The following is a 23,222-nucleotide window of genomic DNA, read 5'->3' on the forward strand; positions in this document are numbered from 1 at the left end:
AGCGCGACATTTTGAGTGCCCGACGCATTTCGCCGGTCGCATTCGGGCGCATAGGGGCTATATTCAACAGAACAGGAGGCCCCATGAATCGTACGCTTGTCCTTGTTTTTTCGGCACTATTCCCTTTGACTGCTATGGCAGCCGACGGCGCCGCGCCTGTCGATGACGCGTTTGTCCGTCCTGTCGGCGACAGTGAGTTGGCCGATTTTCTGTGGACCCATCGACCGATTGTGGTCTTTGCGGACACCCCGGCGGACCCAAGGTTCCAACAGCAAATCGATATGCTGGCAAAGGGCGAAGATGTGATGCGCGACCGCGATGTGGTGGTTCTGACCGATACCGACCCATCTGCCCGTTCCGCAATTCGGTCCGAACTGCGCCCGCGCGGGTTCCAGATGGTTTTCGTCGACAAGGATGGTGTCGTGAAGCTGCGCAAACCCGCGCCGTGGAGCGTACGGGAAATCGGGCGGTCCATCGACAAAACGCCGCTGCGCCAGCGGGAAATCCGTGACCGGCGTGGCGGGAACTGAGCCGCACTGCGCTTGTAAAACCTGTTGGATTCACCTATATTTAGGACATGCAGGGCGTTGTGTCCTGCAGGCAAACAAGGAAAGGGCAACTGAATGGAGAAAGATCCTAACATTCCGTTTACTCCGATCCCTGTGACAGGTCGGACTGGACCGCGGCCGGGTTACTAAGCTTTTTGGCCAGCCTTTCAGCGGCTGGCTGACCTTTATCCGCATATTCCTTGATCAGGCGAAGCGCGAATTGCCCCATGGCAAAGGCGCTTTTTCGTGTTTCAAAATAGTCGCGATACATCAGGATGCGCCGTTCCTGCGCCATATCAGAGCTGCGAAATACATCGCCTCGCATATCTTCGGCCTGCGCCGATATTGATTTGATCAGACTGTAATAGGCGACCACCGCATCAATCGTGATGCGAGGCAAGACCTCGATTTCATCAACAAGAGAATCATAGACAAAATCGTGATGCTCGCGCGGGATCAATGGAATGAAATCCGGGTCTGCGGTCATCCGTTCGACCATCGCCTCGGCCTCGTCTTCAGCCTTACCGCGATCCCACAGCACCTGTAGCGTGTTACCTATCTCGGCATAGAGCGCTTTGTGGTAATCCCGCAGCTTTTCGGCCTTATCTCGGGATTTCCCGAGTTCGCCGAAAATCGCGGTTGTTAACCAACCTGTGGTGATCACAAAGCCTGCAATGATTGCCGCCCAGATGCGTTCATCAAAATTCGTACGCACGGCCATAATCGCCAGCCCGCTGCCGAAAATGACCAACAGCGGAAGGGCGATATTCAGAATGAATTGCACAAATACGCGTCGCGCCACATGGGCATCCTCGGACAGCCAGAAAGCAATCACGAGGACAGCGCAGGCGCCCACTGCCAACAAAAGCCAGTTATTTGTGAGAAACTCGGTCATCAGCCGACTATTCGAACTCCATGATCACATCATCAACAGCCAGGCTGTCACCCGGGCCTGCGTTGATCTTGGTCACAACGCCTTTCTTTTCAGCACGCAGTATGTTTTCCATCTTCATCGCCTCGACGGTGCACAATGCCTGACCTTCCTGAATTTCCTCGCCGACCTCGACGCTGATCTTAACGATCAGACCAGGCATCGGGCAAAGCAGCATTTTTGACGTATCGGGCGGTAGTTTCTCGGGCATCATGCGGGCAAGCTCTGCCTGACGCGGGGTGCGCACATGTACCTTAAGATCAGCGCCGCGATTGCGAATGCGAAAGCCACCGGATACTTTGCCAACCTTCAGAATTAGCGGGCTGCCGTCGACGTCCAGAACCGCCAACTGGTTCCCTGGCGTCCAATCTGAAGCAACTCGTAGCACGCCACCATCCAAGAATGTCACTGTGGAGCCGTCTTGGTCAGCCTCGATAGCGACCTCGAATTCTTGATCTTGCAACGTGACGACCCAGTCAGTGCCAACCTTGCGCTCGTGGTTGTCCATTCGACCGGAGACGCGGGCACGTCGAATTTCTGCGACGCGATGCATCGCTGCGCAGGAGGCTGCAATCCGGCGCAGGTCCGTTTCGGGAAGTTCGACGCCCTCGAACCCATCGGGGTACTCCTCGGCGATGAAAGCTGTTGTCATGTCGCCACTGATGAAAATGGGATGATCCATAACAGCCGACAGGAACGGCAGGTTATGCCCGATACCTTCGACTTCGAAGCTGTCCAGCGCCACACGCATGGCTTCGATGGCCTGATCCCGGGTCGGCGCCCAGGTACACAGTTTGGCGATCATCGGGTCGTAGTACATGCTGATCTCGCCGCCTTCATAGACGCCAGTGTCATTGCGAACAGCAGTAGCGCCTGCCGGTGCATCCCCCTGCCACTTACCATTGATCAACATCGGCCCAGCGGCGGTTTCCTGCGGCGGGCGATAACGGGTCAGACGACCGATTGATGGCAGGAAGCCACGATAAGGATCTTCGGCATACAGGCGGTTTTCGATGGCCCAACCCGTCAGGGTGACATCATCCTGTGTGATCGACAAAGGCTCACCAGCAGCGACGCGGATCATCTGTTCGACCAGATCGACACCAGTGATCAGCTCGGTCACTGGGTGTTCCACCTGCAGACGGGTGTTCATTTCGAGGAAATAGAAGTTCTTGTCACCATCGACGATGAACTCGACCGTACCTGCACTGGCATAGCCCACCGCCTTGGCCAGGGCGACCGATTGCTCGCCCATGGCGCGACGGGTCGCTTCATCCAGAAAAGGGGATGGTGCCTCTTCCACCACTTTCTGATTCCGGCGCTGGATCGAACATTCGCGCTCGCCCAGATAGACACCATTGCCATGGCTATCGCACAGAACCTGAATTTCGATGTGGCGTGGTTGGGTTACGAATTTTTCGATGAAAATCCGGTCGTCGCCAAAAGAATTTGCTGCCTCATTCTTGGATGACTGAAACCCTTCACGCGCCTCGTCGTCATTCCAGGCGATCCGCATGCCTTTGCCACCACCTCCGGCACTGGCTTTGATCATCACCGGATAACCGACTTCATTGGAAATCTTCACCGCTGCATCCGCATCCTCGATCAGACCCATATACCCGGGTACTGTTGAGACATTTGCCTCCTGAGCGATCTTCTTTGATGTGATCTTGTCACCCATCGCCTCGATTGCGCCTTTCGGAGGGCCGACAAAGGCAACACCTTCAGTCTCAAGCGCTTCGGCGAATTTGGCGTTTTCCGACAAGAAACCATAGCCGGGGTGGACCGCCTGCGCACCGCTTTGACGGATCGCATCCATGACCTTGTCAATCACGATGTAGGATTGGTTGGCCGGGGCCGGGCCGATATGCACAGCCTCGTCCGCCATCTCAACATGCAGAGCCTGACGATCCGCATCCGAATAGATGGCGACCGTGCCGATGCCCATTTTGCGCGCGGTCTTGATAACGCGGCAGGCGATCTCGCCTCGGTTGGCGATCAGGATCTTGTTGAACATGGTACGTCCTTTGTCTTGAAGGTCTGAAAACGCAAAAACGCCACCACAGGGCATTGACCCCGTAGCGGCGTGTTGCGCGATATGTGTTGGGACGCTGCAGGCCCCAAAGAAGGTGTCTTAGTTACAGTTGTTCTGCGTCTTGCAATACAGCACGTTGCCCGCTGCACCGACCGCAGCGCCGAAAAGCGGGTCGGCGCTAAGGACGGCGGCCCCGACCGCGCCGGCGCCTCCGCCAAGCAACGCCTGTTCGCCAGTGGTGTCGCCGCAGGCCGCAAGGCCCGCACAGGTCGCCAATACAAAGAAAATCTGTGGGATTCGCATGTTGTCTGCCCTTCTGATGTTTTTGACTGCTTTGGGTGCAGTTGCGGGCAGCAGGAGCTCACAGGCAATAAACGATGCTGTTGATCGGTGTTTTGCGCAGAAATCTGCCGCTTTTTGCCCGGAACATGCGCAAAGAAAAACGCGGGCAGGATGATGTGGAAACCACAAGCCTGCCCGCGGAAGGAAGGGGTACGGAATAGTAGGTGCATGTGCGGCGCAGGCAAAATAGAGCCACACGGCTGCATCAGAATGCACGGCACAATCAGGCCCGCAAGAAAAGTATTGTTTCCAGTCAAGATTCCGGCTGGTTTCTGCCCATTCGGCGAAACACCGCGCAAATTCGTGCCGAACACGGTCAGACGACGATTTGCGCTCCAAAGATCGGGAGATCGCGCTGCATCGCAGCGAAATCCGCGCCTTGACAGTGTCGAGCGTCGCCGCATTTGTGCTGCCACGCCTCGACGCCACCTCGCGTGAAGCGATGTTTCATCCGTTGGAACCGAAATATGTGGCGTCACGGCACCCATGATCAGGATGTCTCACCAAAGATGTCGGGAAAAGATGCGCGGGCCACATCCAGGTCGATCACCAGCAACGCTTCATAGCTTGCAGGATCAAACGGATCTTCTGCCGGAATAACCTCGCGTTCGAACAGCCAACTGATCCGACCCGCATCCAGATTGCCACGTTCAAAAGGCTGATCTCCGAAATGCCCCCACAGCGCCTCCATGAAAGCTGCATCCGCGCGCCTGTCTGCGGGTTTGCGATCACGGAACCTTTCGCGCTTGGTCAGCGGAGTGACGCCTTTTGGGTTGGCCCGACGAATGGTGAACTGAAAGTCCGTGCCTGTCAGACGGCCAGGGAATCCGCGATGTTTCAGCATGTCGGCCCCTCAGTCGCTAGAGTGTTTACCAAGTCGGAAATTTTGCATCCGCCAAAGGATGGGATCATGTTGTGCACCTCCAAAGCCGCACCGTTGGTCTGAGACGCTCTGGGATCATGAAAGCAATGGTTCACGGTCAGAGTCCCTCCCAGATACACCGGGACTGCTCCAGCCGGTAGGCTTCGAAAAACTGTGTCGCATCCGGAGCGGCATCGCCAAAATCAATTGGGCGGTCGGACAGCGAAACAACAACACGAAACGGCTCTAACTGATGTTGCGCCACGTAAGGAACGGCCAATGTCTGGCACAGGTGCTCCATGTCTTTGGTGGCCACATCGTAGCCGATCCGACCCACTGAGGACCCGATCTTTGGTGCTATGAAACGAAACCGGACCCACAGCTCGCCGGGGTTATTGTCCAGAAGAACGTCGCTCAGATGAACTGGCTGACCCGATGGCACCGGCAACAGTGTTTCTGTCTGAGCCAAAACCGGAGCGCAATGAAAGAAAAGCATCAGACCAATGGCGCAATCCCGGACCCGCCAGCGGCAGGCTCCTCCTTCCGGGATCGCGCGCGCAGCGCTGTTGGCCTGCGCGGTTTTATGTCTGATGGATCGGATCATTCAACTATTTGGCGGTTTTTGTCAAACTTGCGCTGTTTTCAGGCACTTTCTGAACATTCCGCTACACCTTTTCAAAGATCAGAGCGGAATATTGTCGTGCTTTTTCCATGGGTTCTTCAACTGTTTGCCACGCAGGCTGGCAAACGCCTTGGAGACGCGGCGGCGAGTCGAATGCGGCATGATCACCTCATCGATAAATCCCCGCTCAGCCGCAACAAATGGGTTGGCGAACCTGTCCTCGTAGTCTTGCGTATGCTGAGCAATCTTGTCCGCATCACTGAGGTCGGCGCGATGAATGATCTCGGTTGCGCCCTTGGCGCCCATCACCGCGATCTCGGCCGTGGGCCAAGCATAGTTGAAATCGCCGCGCAGATGTTTGGACGCCATAACGTCGTAAGCCCCACCATATGCTTTGCGAGTGATTACTGTCACCTTAGGCACCGTCGCTTCACCATAGGCAAAGAGCAGCTTGGCTCCGTGTTTGATAACACCGCCATACTCCTGACTGGTGCCGGGCAGAAATCCGGGAACATCGACCAAAGTCAGGATTGGGATTTCGAAGCAATCACAGAAACGCACGAACCGCGCGGCCTTGCGTGAGCTGTCAATGTCAAGACAGCCAGCCAGAACCATCGGCTGATTGGCGACAACGCCAACGGTTTGGCCTTCCAAACGGATGAAACCAGTGATGATATTCTTGGCGAAGTCTTCCTGAATCTCGTAGAAATCGCCCTCATCCGCCACTTTGGTGATCAGTTCCTTCATGTCGTAAGGCGTGTTGGCGTTATCAGGGATCAACGTGTCTAGCGAGCTTTCGATCCGATCCGGTTCGTCAAAAAACGGGCGAACGGGCGGTTTCTCGCGATTGTTGAGCGGCAGGAAGTCAACAAGGCGTCGCACTTCTGCCAGCGCCTCAACATCGTTTTCAAACGCGCCATCCGCGACCGAGGATTTCTTGGTGTGGGTCGATGCGCCTCCAAGCTCTTCGGCCGTGACCACTTCATTCGTGACGGTTTTCACCACCTCCGGGCCAGTCACAAACATGTAGGACGTGTCTTTGACCATGAAGATAAAGTCTGTCATCGCCGGGCTGTAGACTGCACCACCGGCACACGGGCCCATGATTACGCTGATCTGCGGCACTACGCCGGACGCCATGATATTGCGCTGGAACACTTCGGCGTAGCCCGCCAAAGACGCCACACCTTCCTGGATTCGCGCCCCGCCCGAGTCGTTAATACCGATCACTGGCGCGCCATTTTGCACCGCCATATCCATGATCTTGCAAATCTTTTGTGCGTGGGTTTCTGACAGTGATCCACCGAAAACTGTGAAATCCTGACTGAACACATAGACCATGCGACCGTTGATCGTGCCCCAACCTGTCACAACCCCATCGCCCGCAGGCTTTTGTTTTTCCATTCCGAAATCAGTACAGCGGTGGCTGACGAACATGTCGAACTCTTCAAAGCTGCCTTCGTCCAGCAGCAATTCGACACGCTCGCGCGCAGTCAATTTTCCGCGCGCATGCTGCGCATCGATCCGCCTTTGCCCGCCACCCAGCCGGGCTTCGTTGCGGCGGTCTTCAAGCTCGGAAAGGATGTCTTTCATGGCGATAATCCCCTGTAAAATCTGAGCGGACCGTATATGTTTCGATGTCTCAGCCAAAGTGGTTTTCCGCAAATTTGCAAAGTTTTGGCAACCAGAAACTGACAAAGTGTAAACTTGCTAAGTTTCAAATTGAAACGGGTGGACGTCTGGCAATCCCAAATTCCGTGACTATACATGTGAACAATGCAGTTCAGTTCGTCCACGGTTCGCCGCACACCGCCCTCAATTACAACGCTTGTCTTGCTCTCGGGGCTGTCCGCCCTGAGCATGAATCTGTTTCTGCCAAGCCTACCCAACATGGCTCTGCATTTCGAAACCGACTATAAGGTCATGCAGCTGTCCATTGCATTGTACCTGCTGGTTAATGCTGTTCTGCAAATTCTGATCGGCCCAATTGCCGACAAAGCTGGGCGCAGACCGGTATTACTTTGGGGGCTGAGTTTATTTCTGCTTGCAACCCTTGGCTGCATCTATGCGCCAAGCGCGGCAGTTTTTCTGGCGTTCCGAATGTGTCAGGCAGTGGTGGTGGTCGGGATGGTCCTGAGCCGTGCGGCTGTTCGCGACCTTTACGATCAAGACCAAGCCGCATCCATGATCGGCTATGTCACAATGGGAATGGCCGTGGTTCCGATGATCGGCCCTGCCATTGGAGGATTGCTTGAAGAAAGTTTTGGCTGGAGGGCCAACTTCTGGCTGCCCTTCGCGGTCGGCGCCCTGACTCTCGCCCTTACATTCACAGATTTCGGCGAAACCTCGACCAAAAGCGGCAAGACGTTGCTCCAGCAATTCCGGGAATATCCCGAACTGCTGACGTCGCCGCGGTTTTGGGGTTATTCGCTGTCATCGGCGTTTTCGTCAGGGGCGTTTTTTGCCTATCTCGGCGGAGCCCCCTTCATTGGCACCGAACTGTTCGGGATGAGCGCCGCCGAAGTCGGCATTTATTTTGGCGCCCCAGCTGTCGGCTACTTTGTCGGGAATTTCATCAGCGGGCGATACTCCGTACGCTTTGGCGTGAATCGCATGGTTCTTTGGGGGTGCTGGCTCAACGCTTTGGGTGTAGCACTCTCTGCTGTTCTGTTCCTGGCCGGAATGGGAACCGCGCTAAGCTTTTTTGGATTCATGACATTCGTGGGCGTTGGCAACGGGATGACCATTCCAAATGCGACCTCAGGTGCATTATCGGTGCGCCCGCATTTGGCCGCAACAGCCTCAGGCCTGAGCGGCGCAATCATGCTGGGTGGCGGTGCGGGGCTGAGCGCACTTGCAGGTGCAGTTTTGACAAAAGAGACCGGAGCAATGCCCTTGTTGTGGCTTATGCTCGCGACGGCTGTTCTGGCCATCGCAGCCATAAGTGTTGTGGTCTGGCGCGAACGGCAGCTGGGGTTGTAACACCACTTGCCCTTGAGGGTTTGCAAAGTTAGCTTTCAACTTTAGAAAAGTTGCAAAGGCACCACATGGGCACCCAAAAACTCTATGCTGGCGCGAAACTGCGCGAAATGCGCACACGCCTGACCCTGACGCAACGCGAGTTTGCGGCAAAACTTGGCGTCTCACTGCCTTACCTGAACCAGATGGAGAACAACAACCGGCCGATATCAACCACGGTTGTTTTGGCTTTGGCGCAGGAATTCGGAATGGACGTCACCGAACTCAGCACAGGTGACAGCGAGCGTCTGGTCTCAGATATGCGCGAAGCGCTGGCGGACCCGGTATTTGCGGATGCCCTTCCCCCCTTGGCAGATCTGCGTTTGACTGCCTCAAATGCTCCGGCACTTGCGCGGGCCTTTATCGAATTGCACCGAACATATCGCCAGACTCATGAACGGCTTGCGTCATTGGACGAAGCACTGGGTCGGGAAGATGCACGTATTCAGGCCAGCCCGTGGGAGGAGGTGCGCGATTTCTTCCACTATTGCGACAATTACATCGACGCAGTGGATCGCGCTGCTGAGCTGTTCGCAAATCGCGCCGAAGGCCCGGGTGGCGTTCGTCAGGCAGCACTGACCAGCCTGTCCGAACGTGGGATACAGGTCATCTTTTCAGACATCGCGTCCTTGCGCAGTTACGATACAGAAAGCAGGATCCTGCGCCTGTCGTCTCGCGCCGCTCCACAAACCCAGGTGTTTCAACTGCTGCTTCAGGTCGCTTTGATCAGTCAAGACAAACTGCTCGAGGCAACATTGGACTTCGCCAAATTTCAAAGCGAAGAGGCACGGTCTATCGCCAAGATAGGTTTGGCCAATTACTTCGCAGGGGCGTCCCTGATGCCCTATGCCGCCTTCCTGGCGGCAGCTCAGGAAGACCGACACGATCTCGAATTGCTCAGCAACCGGTTCGGCGCATCGATAGAACAAGTGGCCCACCGCCTGTCCACATTGCAAAGACCCGGCGCCAAGGGCATTCCGTTCTTTTTCGTGCGGGTTGATCAGGCAGGCACCATCACCAAACGCCACTCGGCGACGCGCTTGCAATTTGCTCGTTTTGGCGGGGCCTGCCCACTATGGAACGTACATCGCGCGTTCGAGACACCCGGCCACTTCCTGCTGCAACTTGCAGAAACCCCGGACGGGGTGCGCTATATTTCTTTGGCACGAGACGTGTCGAAATCGGGCGGGTCTTTCGGTGCGCCTGTGCGCCGATATGCCATCGCCCTGGGATGCGAGGTGCGGCACGCCCAAGCATTGGTCTATGCTGACAACCTCGACGTCAACAAGGCCAGCGCATTCGAACCCATTGGCATTTCCTGCCGTATCTGTGAGCGGCAAAACTGTCACCAGCGCTCGGTTCCACCGCTCGAACGTCGCCTGACCATCGACGCGCATACTCGCGGGACACTTCCCTACGAGGTCACCTGATCTTCATCTGGCCACAAGTATCCCGGAGGAGGCGCGGCTTGCCGCGACGGGGGCAGAGCCCCGCCCTTTTGTTCAGACCTTAGACAAGATGGTCCAAATTTCGTCTTTGAGCGCGGCCCGTTTTTTGCGCAGCTCGATCTCCGCCAACTCCTCCATCGGCTCGACATGTGTTTCAGCCCTGTGCACGACGCGATTGACCTCGTGATACTCATCTGCCAGCCGGGCAAAATGTGCGTCCGACTGCTTGAGCTGGCTCATAAGTTCCGTCTTGTCGGGAAATTCTTCCGCCAGTTCATGCGGGGTGTGAGACATTCCTGTTCGCTCCTTGATCTGTCATTGCAATCCATAGCTAGAGTTGATGGAAGCATACCTCTTTGACGCGGATCAAGTTGTGTGACGTTTAGCGACCTGCCTTACGCCATCCTGCGGCTTTGGCCTCGGTCTCGGAACAAAACCATCGCTCTTTGCCACCTGCACTTACCCGTGTTTTCGAATAGTGTTCTTGTCCCGGCGCGTGATAGATACGTTCGCCAGAAAATGAGATGTTGCCCTTGATCCGGCAAGGTCCGGACGATTGCGTAACACCAGACGCCCGGTACACCCACGGCATCTGAACATACGCGCTGTGCAATCCAGCCCGCTCGGACGCCGCATGAGCTTCTTCCGCTACATAATCGGTCGAGTACTTACGATAAGCAAAGGCCACGCCACGGCGCACCATGTCACGCCCGGCGTCCTGTCCAATGACCCGGCACCGCGCGATCACTCTGCCGTATCGATCCCAATCCAGTGGAGTGCACTGCGCAGGTTTTCGATGAAACCGCCGACGCACTTCTTGGGTCAACCAATTTCCACAGGCCCAGGCTTTGCCGTCGTTCTTTTCGCAGTTCTGACCCACTTCCGGCGCGTCTATGCCATGCAATCGTACTCGAACACCGCCCACAACCCAGGTGTCGGCATCGATAACATTCACCGGCCCTTCGACCAGATCAGCCGCGATAGCTATAGACGGGGCGAACAAAACAAAAGCCAAACAAAACCTTAACATTCCCTCGATATGCGCCCAGGCTCAGGCATATTCAACGGGGGCTGTTCACAAAGGTTAACGCTGTGCGGCCGCCCATCCTGGATGGATCCACGGGCGATCGTTTGACTTAGGCAAAGGGACCTTACCCAACAGGGAATCGGACATTTTCTCACCAACCATGATGGACGGTGCGTTCAGGTTACCATTGGTGATCTGAGGGAAAATCGAACTGTCCGCGACCCGCAGACCTTCCACACCAACAACACGACCTTGCGGATCAACAACAGTGTTTTTATCATCCGCTCGCCCCATGCGACAGGTGCCGCAAGGGTGATAAGCGCTTTCAGCATGTTCAGCGATAAACTCATTTAGCTCTTTATCCGTCTGTACGTCAGCGCCCGGTTGAATTTCTTTTCCCGCATAGGGCTTGAAAGCTTCCTGCCCAAAGATCTCACGGGTCAGGCGAACACAGTTGCGGAAGTCTTCCCAATCTTCTTCTTGGCTCATGTAGTTGAACCGGATCACTGGTGCGTCGTCGGGCTGGGCCGAGCGCAGCGTGACCGCCCCCCGCGAAGGCGAACGCATCGGGCCGACATGGGCCTGGAACCCATGCCCTTCGGCCGCAACCTGGCCATCGTATCGAACCGCGATAGGTAGAAAATGGTACTGTATATCGGGATACTCTACGCCCGGCTTCGACCGGATGAATGCTGCGCTCTCGAACTGGTTCGACGCGCCAAGACCGGTCTTGGTGAACAGCCATTGAGCCCCAATCAGGCCTTTGCTGAACAGGTTCCAATGCTTATAGAGCGTGATCGGCTGTAGCGAGGCCTGCTGGATGTAAAGCTCCAAATGGTCCTGAAGGTTGGCGCCAACACCCGGGCGATCCGCAACAACGTTAATCCCATGTTCGGCCAAGTGCGCACCTGGGCCGATCCCGGACAGCATCAACAGCTTGGGTGAGTTAATCGAAGATGACGCAAGCACCACTTCGCGGCGGGCACGGATGACTTCCGTTCTGCCCCCACGGACCAGCTCAACCCCGGTTGCGCGCCCGTCGTCCAGGATCACGCGCGTGGCCAGCCCGCGCACGATATCGCAATTCTCGCGCTTGAGCGCCGGTTTCAGATAGGCGTTTGCCGCAGACCAGCGCCGACCTTTCCAGACGGTCTGCTCCATCGGGCCAAAGCCCTCCTGCTTTTCACCGTTGTAGTCACCGGTGACTTCGTATCCCGCCTGTTGCCCAGCATCGACAAAAGCTTGAAACAAAGGATTTTGTCGGGGGCCGCGTGACACATGCAGTGGGCCATCAGTTCCGCGCCATGTTGGGTCGCCCCCATGGCCACCGTCGTGCCATGTCTCCATTCGTTTGAAATAGGGCAAGACGTCAGCATAAGACCATCCGTCAGCCCCCATGTCCGCCCATGTGTCGAAATCCCGCGCATGGCCGCGCACATAGACCATCCCGTTGATCGAGGATGACCCGCCAATCACCTTTCCCCGTGGGCACGCCAGCCGACGGTTGTTCAGGTGCGGTTCCGGTTCGGATTCGTAGCCCCAGTCATAGCGCGACATGTTCATCGGATAGCTCAGCGCTGCGGGCATCTGAATGAACGGCCCGACATCAGAGCCCCCATGTTCGATAACCAAAACCGACGCGCCCGCCTCGCTGAGGCGATAGGCCATCGCGCAACCCGCGGACCCGGCGCCCACGATGACGAAATCTGCTTCCATACTTAAGACTCCTCGCTCCGCCGAAACATGTTGCAACGCCTTCGGCGAGAGTATTTTTTGAAAAGATGAAGAGTTATTCCCCGCGCGGGAAGCGGGCGTTTTCCTCGACGATATTCAGATCCATGTGATTGCGCATGTAACGTTCGGATGCTTTCTGCAGTGGTTGGTAATCCCACGGGTAATAGCCGCCCTGCCGCAGCGCCTCGTACACGACCCAGCGACCTGCCTGGCTGGCACGAACGTCTGCGTCGAACCGCTCCAGATCCCATCTGGTTTCGGATTTCGCGCGCAGGGTGGCCAATGTGCCCGAGTGTTCCGGATTGTCAGCCAGATTTATCAATTCGTTTGGATCTGCGTCCAAATCGAACAGTTGATCAGGGTCCAAATCGCACCGATTGTACTTCCACTTACCGTAACGCAAGGACACCAAGGGGGCATACGACGCCTCGGCCGCGTACTCCATGGCGACCGGAGCGGTGCGTTCGGTCCCCTTTGCCAAGGGCACAAGATCCTGGCCATCCGTCCAAGGCGAGATTTCTTCCATGTCGACACCAGCGAGTGAACCCAACGTCGGAGTGACATCGATAGTCGATACCGGAGTGTCGATCCGACCCGTTGGCAGTTCCGGCGCTGAGATCATCAGCGGCACCCTTGCTGAGCCCTCATAGAAGGTCATTTTGAACCACAGGCCACGCTCGCCCAGCATGTCGCCGTGATCGGAAACGAATAGAATGGTTGCGTCTTGCCGGGTGGTTTCCAACACGTCCAGGATCTCACCGATCTTATCATCGAGATAGGAAATATTGGCGAAGTAAGCGCGCCGGGATTTACGGATATCCTCCTCGGTGATGTCAAAGCTCCGCCAATCATTGGCGTCGAAAATCCGCCGCGAATGTGCATCCTGATTATCATAGCCAAGATCCGCAATCTCGGGCAAAAGATGCTCACAGTCTTCGTAGAGGTCCCAGTATTTCCGCCGCGCCACATAAGGGTCATGCGGATGCGTGAAGCTGACGGTGAGGCACCAGGGTCGGTCATCCTTGCCGCGTGCCAGATCATAAAGCTTGGCCGTGGCGTTGTAGGCAACCTCGTCATCATATTCGATTTGGTTCGAGATTTCGGCGACGCCCGCGCCGGTTACCGAGCCCATATTGTGATACCACCAATCGATCCGCTCGCCCGGTTTGCGATAGTCCGGGGTCCAACCGAAATCGGCCGGGTAGATATCGGTCGTCAGTCGATCTTCGAAACCATGCATCTGGTCCGGCCCAACAAAGTGCATCTTGCCCGACAGGCAGGTGTAGTAACCTGCACGGCGCAGATGATGGGCATAGGTTGGAATATCACTGCGGAACTCGGCCGCATTGTCATAAACTCCCGTGCGCGAGGGCAGCTGACCTGACATGAAACTGGCCCGCCCCGGTGCACATAGCGGCGACGCGGTGTAAGCATTGGCAAACCGGGTCGATCGCTCCGCCAGCTTCTTCAAGTTCGGCGCATGCAGCCAGTCGGCGGGACCGTCGGGAAAGAGGGTTCCGTTCAACTGATCCACCATCAGGATCAGAATGTTTGGCTTTGTCATTTTTCAGCCTCGAGCAGAGTATTGAGGACACGCAGCGCGTGATTTACCGCCAGTTGCGGCTCTTCCGGAGCGCTAAGGGCAGCGCGAATGTATAAACCATCAATAAGCGCGATCATGTTCTCGGCCGCTTCGACGGGATCTTCCAGAAGGGGGCGCAACGCGTAGATCAGATTGGATCGGATGCGCGCCTGATAAATCTGCCACAGCCGCAATGCGTCCTTATTGGTCTGCGCCAGCACGTAGAAGGTCATCCAGGCTGCAATCGCATCAGGGGTAAAACAGGACGGCGCAAAACAGGCCCGGATGATGGCTTGGGCCCTTTGATCCGGCGCGGCCCCTTTAAGCTCGCTGCGGGCCTCGTTGGCAAAATCGGCGAGGATCTGTCGCATCGCCGCCAGAAATATCTGATCCTTGCCACCGAAGTAGTGATGTGCCAGCGCGCTTGACATACCGGCGCGTTTGGCAATCTGGCTGACAGTTACATCGAGGGATTTTTTGACGCCCAGCTCAGCGATCGTCGCACGGACGATCGCATCACGGCGAATTGGCTCCATTCCGACTTTTGGCATCGCTACCCCCTGAACACGCGCTATGGGAGCGAACGCTATGCGGTTTTTATTGACTCGTCAATCAATAACGGACAGGCCTATGCCACACTATAGCTTTGGCGCAATACTTGGGGGCGTCAAGTCTCGACGGTTGAGCACCGCCTCGCGCCAGGAAATAAAACTGACTGCAGCAAGGATCAGTGTTCCACCGGAAATCACCCAGACATCGACGCTTTCGTGAAACACTGCAGCGCCAAGCGCCGTTGCCCAGATAAGCTGAAGAAACGTAACGGGTTGCGTGACGGCCACCGGGGCCGCTTGTAAGGCAAGCGTCATGAAGTAGTGACCGGCTGTTGCAAAGCTCGCGACCAAGAATAGCACGCCCAGATCGCGCAGGCTGGGCGTGCTCCAAACGGCGATGGCAAAGGGAATCAGCGCGATAGTCACCCAGATCGACAGATGTGCCACAACGACTGAAGGTGGGATGTCACGCACCAGTAGCTTGGCCAACAGATATGATCCGCCCAAGGTCAGTGCTGTTCCCAGCATCGCAAGGTGGCCTGCGGAAACCTCTCGGAATCCCGGGCGCAGGATGATCAGAACCCCAACCAACGCGACCACAATCGCGGCAATGCGGCGAATGGCTAGTTTCTCGCCCAAAAACAGCGCCGCGCCGAGGGTGACGTAGACGGGAGTCATGTAGTTCATCGCCGTAACCTCGGCCAATGGGATTTGGGTCATGGAGAAGAACCACAACATGACGGCCGCTGCATGGATAACACCGCGCAGCCCAAACAAGGTCAGATGTCGGGTCGTCAGGTGCGTTTTCAGGATCAAGCGCAGCGCGGGCAACACGAAAACCAACCCCAGAACATAGCGCAGAAAAGCCGCCTGAATGGGGTCCATCGTCGTGCCCAAGGATTTCACAAGCGCCGTCATGACAACAAATGAAATGCCGGCGGCGAACATCCAGAACATGCCCGCGATCGGACGAGATGAGGCGACAGCTGTTGTCATGGCCCTGGTTGAACACGGAAAGCTGGCCGGGGACAACCCTTCACATGATAACAAGTTTCAAAGCGATACCCAGCATGACAACACCGATCACCACATCCAGAACCTGCCAGGCGCGAGGGCGCGCGAAAACGGGCGACAAAACACCCGCCCCGTAGCCCAAAGAAAAGAAGAAAACAAAACTGGACGACATCGCACCGATGGCAAACCCAAGCCGGTCGTCATACTGCGCCGAAATCGACCCGATCAGAACAACCGTATCCAAATACACATGTGGATTCAGCCATGTGAACGCCAGGACTGTCAGCAACACCGTACGTAGGCTGGTGCGATGGCTTTCGCCGACCTCCAATGCCGACCCGCCCTGCCACGCAGACCAAAAACTGCGCAATCCGTACCATAGCAAAAACGTTGCCCCACCATAGCGCATCACGGTTTCGAACCACGGCACGGCCCGCGCCAAAGTGCCAAACCCAGCCACGCCGGCACCGATCAGGATGGCATCAGACACGGCACAGGTCAGACACAGAACAAACACATGCTCGCGTCTAAGCCCCTGTCGCAGGACAAATGCATTTTGTGCACCAATTGCCAGGATCAGGCTAAAGCCAAGGGCAAAACCAGCAATCAGAGATGGGGACATGAAACCTCCTGTGTTCAAGGTGTTTGACTAAAGCCCGGCCAACGATCTATCAAATTAAAGATGCTTACCTGAATTAAGTTGCACTAATGCTGCTCGATCCTCATCATCTTTCCGCGCTGTCCGCCATTTTGCACTATGGCAGTTTTGACGCAGCAGCGTCTCAACTGGCTGTAACCCCGTCGGCGGTATCCCAGCGGATCAAAGCGCTGGAAGATCGCGTGGGCGCATCGTTGATCAATCGGGGATCCCCCTGCACCGGAACCCCGGCGGGGTTGCGCATTGCCCAATACGCAGAAGATATTGGCCTGCTTGAGGCGCAATTGTCGCGTGAGCTGGCCCTGGAACAGGGCGCGGGACCCGGTCAGGTACGGATTGCGGTGCCAGCTGATAGCCTTGCGACCTGGTTCGTTGATGCGATGGCCCAGACCCAGGACATGATGTTTGATCTGATTGTCGATGATCAGGACTACTCGGCAGATTGGTTGCGGCGAGGTGAAGTGAGCGCGGCAGTCACTGTCGGCGGTCAGCCTGTCTCCGGTTGTGATGCCGTGGCGCTTGGAGCCATGCGATACCTGCCCACGGCTAGTCCCGATTTTATCAGCACGTGGTTCAAAAACGGCGTCACTGCCAAAACGCTGGATCTGGCGCCGAGCCTGACATTCAACCGGAAAGACGGCCTTCAAAATGCGTGGATGGAGGCTCAGACAGGCAGCCGCCTCTCGCCTCCGACACATTTCATGCCTTCTTCACACGCTTTTGTCGAAGCCGCAATTGCCGGGCTGGGATGGGGGATGAACCCTCAAGAGCTGGTGCGCGCGCCGATCAAAGACGGGCAACTACGCTCGATCATCCCGGATGCACATTTGGACGTTACGTTGACCTGGCAGGTTGGCCGCATTCTTGCCCCTGCCCTCATGCCACTCACCAGTGCGGTTCAGAAGGCCGCCGCGAAGGTATTGCTCTCTCCGGTCAAAGCCGAGCGGCACCGTTAGGAATGCGCCGGTTCCTTGGCTGGGGGAACAACAATGCGATAACACGCAACGCTAGCCACCAAACTGGCCAAGATGATAATGTCGATCGCCAGCGCAACTTCGTGTAAATGCGCTATCCCCGCCAATGTGGCCGAGATAACTACAGCAGTCACACGGGCGATGCTTTTAACTGCAGCTGCCCCCTGAACACGCTGAGCTTTGGGTGCGACATCCAGAAAATACAATTTGCGGGCACTGCTAACGCCTGTCGAGGCGACGGTGACAACAAACAAGGCGGCCGCATGCAAGTGTACATCATGGTCGATATGCAAATAGTGGAAAGCCAGTAGCACCACACCCGTGATTGCCACCATGAGCGTTCCGGTCACCATGACCGCACGGTGAGACTTCATGTTCACAAGTTGCCACAATGGTGCGGCAACAAGATATCCGGACGCCGAGGATACGATGAGCGCCGTCAGGCCCCGGGTTGACGCATGATGGGCTTCGGCAGCGATCAGAGCAAAGAAGGGCACCGACAGAGAAACAAAGACCAGAGGTATACGCATAACCATATACCGCCTGAACCATGCGTGGTCGAACATGTCCAGGATGCCTTTGATGTTTGCAGCAAGGGAAAGTTTCGGTGACGGTTTTGAGGCCTGAACTTGCTGATCACGCTGCCCAATTTCAAACATCGCCAGAATTGACAATCCGGATAACAGAAAAAATCCGAATGAGACAGCGATCATGGTGGAGTGCCGGGAAAATGGCGGGTTTCCCTTGGTTATCTCGTGGACCAACAAGGCAAGCCCGATGGCCCCCAGACCGCCAACCCCCAGTTGAACGTAGCGCATGATCATCCGGGATTTCGACTGCACGTGATCCCCAAGCAGATCTGCATACATCAGGCCCTGAATCTCGTCAAACAGACCAATCAGAAAAAACACCGATACAAACGCCACCGCGATCAAAGGCACCACGCCGGTGGCCGCAACGGCGATTGCCAGAATCAGGCACACGCCAACTGCGAATTCGGTCAGTGCAATTCCACGCTTCTTTTGCTGTTTTGCAGCCAGCATCTGAGCCAGAAAGATGTCGGCAATCATACTCCCAACCATCCGCACAGACACCAAAGCCCCGGCGATGAACATTGGCAGTTCAAACGACACAGCAAGAAACGGCAGCACGACCGAAGGGCTGCCCAAGGTCCATGCGACCTGGGAGAGAATACTTTGACCGGTTAGAACCGGAACATTCCGCTTTGCAAGGTTCGAGGGGACTTCTACCATCGGTATGAACTCAAGATCCGGCACAACAGAGCCTATGTCTGCGTGCCCCTCTCCTCCGTTAGGTGCTGCAAGTCAGCCTAAAGGGTTCTGCGGCCCCGGCCAATCATCCAACAAAAACATTCGCAAAAAGCCAACCTTTCAAGCCGGGTTTCGTCTCATACCAAAACTGACCCAGTCAGAGCTGCGCCATGACTTCATCCGTGGCCTCAAAGTTGGTGGTGACGCGCTGGACGTCGTCATCATCCTCCAAAGCATCAACCAGCTTCATCAGGCGCTGCATGTCTTCTAAGCCCAGTTCGGTCGTCGTCGTGGGTTTCCAGACCAGTTTGGTAGATTCCGTTTCGCCCAGCGCTGTCTCAAGCGCGCTCGATACATCGTTCAGGTCGGTGTCTGCACACCAGATGATGTGACCATCGTCCGAGCTTTCGACATCTTCGGCACCCGATTCTATTGCGGCCTCGAAAATCGTGTCGGCATCGCCCGCTGACAACGGATAGACAACCTCACCCTTGCGTTCGAACATGAACCCGACAGATCCGGTTTCGCCCAGATTGCCACCATTTTTCGAGAAGGTTGACCGGACCGTTGACGCGGTTCGGTTGCGATTGTCCGTCATCGTTTCGACAATCACCGCCACGCCGTTGGGGCCATACCCCTCGTACCGGATTTCTTCGTATTCGTCGCCTTCGCCTGCAACCGATTTCTTGATCGCGCGGTCGATCACGTCCTTGGGGACAGAATTCGACTTGGCTTCTTTTACCGCCAGACGCAGGCGCGGGTTCTTCTCAGGATCTTGATCCCCCATCTTGGCAGCGACGGTGATCTCTTTCGACAGTTTGGAAAACAGCTTGGACCGCGCGGCGTCCTGGCGCCCCTTGCGGTGCTGAATGTTGGCCCATTTGGAATGACCGGCCATGGCTTACTCCTGTCGCGTTCTGTAATCCCGGGTCTATTACGCAAGGATGGGTTCGGTTTCAATAGGATCAGCGGCCATTGCCAGCTTGCGCAACGTCCTCATTTGAGGGTTCACCAGTGTTTCGATCATCCACAGGGCCGGAATTGACATCGTTTTCAACGCGACATCGAACAGAGGTCGCGTCGCAGCTGCGGGAAAATTCCCCTTCGCTTTGGCCAGGTTGTGCGGATAAGGTCCGCTCATGACGACGGATCAGATCATCCTTTTCGCACTTTTCTTCACCGTCTTTGGCATGCTGCTTTGGGGCCGGTTTCGATATGACCTTGTTGCATTCGCGGCGTTGATGGTCGGCGTAGTTCTGGGCGTTGTGCCCGTCGATAATGCATTTGCAGGGTTCGGGCACCCTGCCACCATCATCGTTGCACTGGTCCTTGTGGTTTCAGCCGGGCTGGTCAGATCCGGTGCAGTGTTCCTGATCACCCGCACGCTGGTCGATGCCTCTCGCGGACTGGGAGCACACATAGCCCTTATGGGCGGGATCGGTGCAGTGTTGTCGGCATTCATGAACAACGTTGCTGCCCTGGCGCTGTTGATGCCCGTCGACATCCAAACCGCGCGTAAAGCGGGACGTTCGGTGGGCCTGACGCTAATGCCGTTAAGCTTTGCGACCATTCTGGGTGGCATGGCGACCCTGATCGGAACCCCACCCAATATCATCATCGCGTCGATCCGGGCAGAGACATTGGGTGAGCCGTTTCGCATGTTCGATTTCGCCCCGGTCGGTGGCTTAGCTGCGATTGCCGGGCTCGCTTTTGTCTCTCTGATCGGATGGCGGCTGATCCCAAACCGCGGTCCACAAACGGAAACCTCCGAGGTTCTGGCCGAATACATCGCGGAATTGACGCTGCCGCAGGAGTCCCCGCATATCGGCAAACGTGTCAGTGAACTTTATGAGGCGGCCGAAAAGTCTGACGTGGCCATCATCGGGTTGATCCGGGACGGCAAACGTCGCTATGGCCGGTCGGCCCACGCAACGCTGAAAGAAGGCGACGCGCTGGTTCTTGAGGCTCGCCCGGAAGCGCTGGATGAGTTTAGGGCGGCGCTGAACCTGGATTTTTCCGATACGCGCAGACAGGAATTGTTAACCGCCGATGGAGATGGGCTTGAGGTGATCGAGGTGGTCGTGCCCGAAAACGCCCGCATCACTGGGCGCACGGCGCAGGGGCTGGGCCTTGCCTGGCGCCAAAGCACGGTGCTTATGGGCATGTCACGACAGGGCCAGCGGATCACCGAACAAGTCCGCAAGACCGAGGTTGAAGCTGGCGACATCCTGTTATTGCTCTGCCCCCGCGACCGTAGTGCAGACGTTACCGAATGGCTTGGCTGTTTGCCACTGGCACAGCGCGGCTTGAACGTCACCGCCAACAATAAGGCCTGGCTGGCCATTGGGCTTTTCGCCGCTGCTGTGCTGGCGGCAAGCATCGGGCTGATCTACCTGCCCGTGGCGCTGGGGCTGGTTGTGATTGGCTACGTGCTGACCAAAATCATGCCGATCTCCGACCTGTATAATCACATCGAATGGCCGGTTGTGGTTTTGCTGGGATCGATGATCCCATTGGGCAGCGCGCTGGAGACATCCGGCGGGACCGAGCTTATTGCGAACGCTCTGATCCAGTTGACCGATGGGCTGCCGGCTTGGGCCATTCTGACCGTGCTGATGGTTGTCACCATGACGTTGTCTGACGTTCTGAACAATACGGCCACGGCAATTGTGGCCGCACCAGTGGGGATCCAAATGGCAAGGGCTTTGGATGTGTCGCCTGACCCGTTCCTGATGACTGTCGCAGTGGCGGCCTCGGCAGCCTTCCTCACACCAATCGGGCATAAGAATAACACGCTTGTGCTGGGTCCGGGTGGGTATCGGTTCGGTGATTATTGGCGCATGGGGCTGCCCCTGGAAGTTCTGATCATCTGTGTGTCGGTCCCTGCCATCCTTGTGTTCTGGCCGCTCTGAAGGATAAAGGCAGCGGATGAAACGTTTTTTGATCTTGCAGCTGCGCCCGGAAACAGATGCCTCGGATGCCGAGTATGCCTCGATCCTGGACAAAACCGGTTTGGTGCCAGACCAGACCCATCGCATCCGGTTGGATTGCGAGGATTTGCCCGAAGGACTGGATGTCACCGACTATGCAGGCGTCATAGTTGGTGGCGGCCCCGGGTGCGTCAGCGATGACCCGGCGACAAAAACCCAATTGGATGCAAAGATCGAAAACACCATCATGGGCCTGATGCCCCAGATCACGCGGCGGGATCATCCTTTCATGGGCTGCTGTTATGGCCTGGGCATATTGGCGGCACATTTGGGTGCAGAGGTTAGCAAGGAACAATTCGGTGAACCTGTCGGCCCGTCGACCTGTCGCCTGACCGGTGACGGTGCGGATGATCCATTGACCGCGGGGCTGGCACCAGAATTCGACGCCTTTGTAGGTCATAAAGAGGCTGTTCAGGCTCTGCCCGATGGGTGCGTGCATCTGTTGGCTTCGGACCCCTGCCCCATTCAAATGATCCGCTGGGGACAGAATGTCTATGCCACCCAATTCCACCCCGAGGCAGACGCTGAAGACTTTGAACAGCGCATCAACATCTATAAACACCACGGCTATTTCCCACCCGGGGACGCCCAGCGACTGATCGACACCTGTAAGGCGGCGGATGTCACCCAGCCAGGCGAAATCCTGCGTCGGTTTGCCGAACGGTACACCTGACCCAACGGAGCGGTTGCCGGTTGGGTCCCTGCTCGACTAGGTTGATCTGACACGACTTTGGGAGGGGTTGTTCTTGGATCTACTTATTAGCGTCGGCCTGCCGATTTCTCTGGCCATCATCATGTTGTCCCTTGGCATTGGACTAGAGATTGCGGATTTTCGGCGGGTCATCAGCCGTCGTTACCCCTTCGCCATCGGTGCACTGTGTCAGGTCGTATTGCTACCCGTCGCTGCATTTGCGACCGTCAAACTGTTTGGCCTTCCGCCAGAAATCGCAGTGGGGTTCATGCTGCTGAGCTTTTGCCCCGGCGGGGTGACCAGCAATATCCTGTCCAAACTTGCCAAGGCGGATGTTGCTTTGTCGGTCAGCCTGACAGCGGTGATTAGTCTGCTTTCGATCCTGACTGTTCCAATCCTTGCCGCGTGGTCGATCAATCACTTCCTGGGGGAAGATGCACCAGAGGTTTCGATCAGCGGGCTGGCAATTGCGATGTTCCTGATCACCACCCTGCCTGTGGCAATTGGCGTGAGCGTTCGTCATTTCGCCGCCACCTTTGCCCAAAAGATCGATACCCCACTTTCAAGACTGGCCACCGCGCTGTTCGTTCTGATTGTCCTGGCCGCGCTGGCTGGGAACTGGCAGCTGTTTGTTGATAATCTTGGCGTCATGGGCGCCGGATTGATCTCCCTGAACGTTGCCTTGTTGCTGATCGGATTGGGACTGGCGCGCGCGGCAAGTTTGTCTTGGAATGAAAGCAAGACGATCTCAATCGAAACGGGCATTCAGAACTCGACTTTGGGCATTACGCTGGCCGCACTGATCACCGGAACGGAAAGCGGGTTCAGCCCCCTGGCCCTGCCCTCGGCCGTTTACGGGATAACAATGTACGCCGTGGCGATTCCGTTCCTGGCCTGGTTCCGCAATCGCTGAAAGGACATTTG

Annotated in this window: 23 protein-coding genes; 7 read left to right on the forward strand and 16 right to left on the reverse strand. The window is 56.5% G+C overall.

The features are described from left to right. Nucleotides 1-83: 83 nt before the first annotated feature. Entirely contained in the window at nucleotides 84-530 is a 447-nt protein-coding gene (locus tag ACR0BU_RS02855) for a DUF4174 domain-containing protein (protein ID WP_480734860.1), read from the forward strand. 118 nt (nucleotides 531-648) lie between these two features. Here the strand turns inward: ACR0BU_RS02855 and ACR0BU_RS02860 are convergent, their stop codons facing one another. From ACR0BU_RS02860 to ACR0BU_RS02885, 6 genes are all read right to left on the reverse strand, one after another. Beyond that, the gene (locus ACR0BU_RS02860; protein WP_298933313.1) at nucleotides 649-1,443 is read right to left on the reverse strand and encodes a hypothetical protein; all 795 of its coding nucleotides are present in this window, start codon (nucleotides 1,441-1,443) and stop codon (nucleotides 649-651) included. Nucleotides 1,444-1,450: 7 nt separating this feature from the next. Then, the gene (locus ACR0BU_RS02865; protein WP_298933315.1) at nucleotides 1,451-3,496 is read right to left on the reverse strand and encodes an acetyl-CoA carboxylase biotin carboxylase subunit; all 2,046 of its coding nucleotides are present in this window, start codon (nucleotides 3,494-3,496) and stop codon (nucleotides 1,451-1,453) included. 117 nt (nucleotides 3,497-3,613) lie between these two features. Further along, entirely contained in the window at nucleotides 3,614-3,817 is a 204-nt protein-coding gene (locus ACR0BU_RS02870; protein ID WP_298933317.1) for a hypothetical protein, read from the reverse strand. A 529-nt stretch (nucleotides 3,818-4,346) separates the two neighbouring features. Continuing rightward, entirely contained in the window at nucleotides 4,347-4,700 is a 354-nt protein-coding gene (locus ACR0BU_RS02875) for a hypothetical protein (RefSeq protein WP_298933319.1), read from the reverse strand. A 136-nt stretch (nucleotides 4,701-4,836) separates the two neighbouring features. Next, nucleotides 4,837-5,322 (reverse strand): DUF6497 family protein, encoded by a 486-nt coding sequence (locus ACR0BU_RS02880; RefSeq protein ID WP_298933321.1) that lies wholly within the window; start codon nucleotides 5,320-5,322, stop codon nucleotides 4,837-4,839. A 78-nt stretch (nucleotides 5,323-5,400) separates the two neighbouring features. Beyond that, a complete protein-coding gene (locus ACR0BU_RS02885; protein WP_298933322.1) occupies nucleotides 5,401-6,933 on the reverse strand; it encodes an acyl-CoA carboxylase subunit beta in 1,533 nt (510 codons plus the stop codon). 183 nt (nucleotides 6,934-7,116) lie between these two features. On the opposite strand from ACR0BU_RS02885, the gene ACR0BU_RS02890 reads away from it, so the two are divergent. Continuing rightward, nucleotides 7,117-8,322: a multidrug effflux MFS transporter gene (locus tag ACR0BU_RS02890; RefSeq protein ID WP_480734858.1), complete on the forward strand. Its 1,206-nt coding sequence runs from the start codon at nucleotides 7,117-7,119 to the stop codon at nucleotides 8,320-8,322. Nucleotides 8,323-8,387: 65 nt separating this feature from the next. Beyond that, nucleotides 8,388-9,788 (forward strand): helix-turn-helix domain-containing protein, encoded by a 1,401-nt coding sequence (locus ACR0BU_RS02895; protein WP_298933325.1) that lies wholly within the window; start codon nucleotides 8,388-8,390, stop codon nucleotides 9,786-9,788. A gap of 72 nt (nucleotides 9,789-9,860) precedes the next feature. Here ACR0BU_RS02895 and ACR0BU_RS02900 read toward each other — a convergent pair whose 3' ends face one another. From ACR0BU_RS02900 to ACR0BU_RS02930, 7 genes are all read right to left on the reverse strand, one after another. Beyond that, nucleotides 9,861-10,100 (reverse strand): HP1242/YdcH family protein, encoded by a 240-nt coding sequence (locus ACR0BU_RS02900; protein ID WP_298933327.1) that lies wholly within the window; start codon nucleotides 10,098-10,100, stop codon nucleotides 9,861-9,863. An 88-nt stretch (nucleotides 10,101-10,188) separates the two neighbouring features. Continuing rightward, complete coding sequence (locus ACR0BU_RS02905; protein WP_480734856.1) at nucleotides 10,189-10,821, reverse strand: thermonuclease family protein; 633 nt, start codon at nucleotides 10,819-10,821, stop codon at nucleotides 10,189-10,191. Nucleotides 10,822-10,890: 69 nt separating this feature from the next. Continuing rightward, a complete protein-coding gene (gene betA, locus ACR0BU_RS02910) occupies nucleotides 10,891-12,549 on the reverse strand; it encodes a choline dehydrogenase (protein WP_480734854.1) in 1,659 nt (552 codons plus the stop codon). A gap of 73 nt (nucleotides 12,550-12,622) precedes the next feature. Next, on the reverse strand, nucleotides 12,623-14,131 hold the full coding sequence (gene betC, locus ACR0BU_RS02915; protein WP_480734853.1) for a choline-sulfatase: 1,509 nt from the start codon (nucleotides 14,129-14,131) through the stop codon (nucleotides 12,623-12,625). Beyond that, nucleotides 14,128-14,700, reverse strand: coding sequence for a choline-binding transcriptional repressor BetI (gene betI, locus ACR0BU_RS02920; protein ID WP_299079648.1), 573 nt, complete (start codon nucleotides 14,698-14,700; stop codon nucleotides 14,128-14,130). Before betI ends, betC begins: the two co-directional genes overlap by 4 nt. Before the next feature lie 87 nt (nucleotides 14,701-14,787). Then, a complete protein-coding gene (locus ACR0BU_RS02925; RefSeq protein ID WP_299079645.1) occupies nucleotides 14,788-15,696 on the reverse strand; it encodes a DMT family transporter in 909 nt (302 codons plus the stop codon). Nucleotides 15,697-15,736: 40 nt separating this feature from the next. Then, nucleotides 15,737-16,336, reverse strand: a complete 600-nt coding sequence (locus tag ACR0BU_RS02930; RefSeq protein WP_480734851.1) for a LysE/ArgO family amino acid transporter — start codon at nucleotides 16,334-16,336, stop codon at nucleotides 15,737-15,739. Nucleotides 16,337-16,422: 86 nt separating this feature from the next. Between ACR0BU_RS02930 and ACR0BU_RS02935 the strand changes: the two genes are divergently transcribed. Beyond that, on the forward strand, nucleotides 16,423-17,328 hold the full coding sequence (locus ACR0BU_RS02935) for a LysR family transcriptional regulator ArgP (protein WP_480734850.1): 906 nt from the start codon (nucleotides 16,423-16,425) through the stop codon (nucleotides 17,326-17,328). On the opposite strand, the gene ACR0BU_RS02940 is transcribed toward ACR0BU_RS02935, so the two are convergent. The 3 genes from ACR0BU_RS02940 to ACR0BU_RS02950 all read right to left on the reverse strand — a co-directional run bounded on the left by ACR0BU_RS02940 (nucleotide 17,325) and on the right by ACR0BU_RS02950 (nucleotide 19,758). Continuing rightward, nucleotides 17,325-18,599 (reverse strand): MFS transporter, encoded by a 1,275-nt coding sequence (locus ACR0BU_RS02940; RefSeq protein ID WP_299885810.1) that lies wholly within the window; start codon nucleotides 18,597-18,599, stop codon nucleotides 17,325-17,327. The genes ACR0BU_RS02935 and ACR0BU_RS02940 overlap by 4 nt on opposite strands. Nucleotides 18,600-18,774: 175 nt before the next feature. Further along, the gene (locus ACR0BU_RS02945; RefSeq protein WP_480734849.1) at nucleotides 18,775-19,515 is read right to left on the reverse strand and encodes a YebC/PmpR family DNA-binding transcriptional regulator; all 741 of its coding nucleotides are present in this window, start codon (nucleotides 19,513-19,515) and stop codon (nucleotides 18,775-18,777) included. Between the two features lie 36 nt (nucleotides 19,516-19,551). Then, nucleotides 19,552-19,758 carry a hypothetical protein gene (locus ACR0BU_RS02950; RefSeq protein ID WP_480734847.1) on the reverse strand — a complete coding sequence of 69 codons (207 nt, stop codon included), beginning with the start codon at nucleotides 19,756-19,758 and terminating at the stop codon, nucleotides 19,552-19,554. Here ACR0BU_RS02950 and ACR0BU_RS02955 point away from each other — a divergent pair. From ACR0BU_RS02955 to ACR0BU_RS02965, 3 genes are all read left to right on the forward strand, one after another. Next, the gene (locus ACR0BU_RS02955) at nucleotides 19,757-21,529 is read left to right on the forward strand and encodes an SLC13 family permease (protein WP_298933348.1); all 1,773 of its coding nucleotides are present in this window, start codon (nucleotides 19,757-19,759) and stop codon (nucleotides 21,527-21,529) included. The two genes, ACR0BU_RS02950 and ACR0BU_RS02955, sit on opposite strands and share 2 nt — an antisense overlap. Nucleotides 21,530-21,545: 16 nt before the next feature. Further along, nucleotides 21,546-22,280 (forward strand): glutamine amidotransferase, encoded by a 735-nt coding sequence (locus ACR0BU_RS02960; RefSeq protein WP_480734846.1) that lies wholly within the window; start codon nucleotides 21,546-21,548, stop codon nucleotides 22,278-22,280. 73 nt (nucleotides 22,281-22,353) lie between these two features. Further along, entirely contained in the window at nucleotides 22,354-23,211 is an 858-nt protein-coding gene (locus ACR0BU_RS02965; protein WP_480734845.1) for a bile acid:sodium symporter family protein, read from the forward strand. Nucleotides 23,212-23,222 lie beyond the last annotated feature (11 nt).

The sequence above is a fragment of the Ruegeria sp. CK2 genome, from assembly GCF_056536585.1.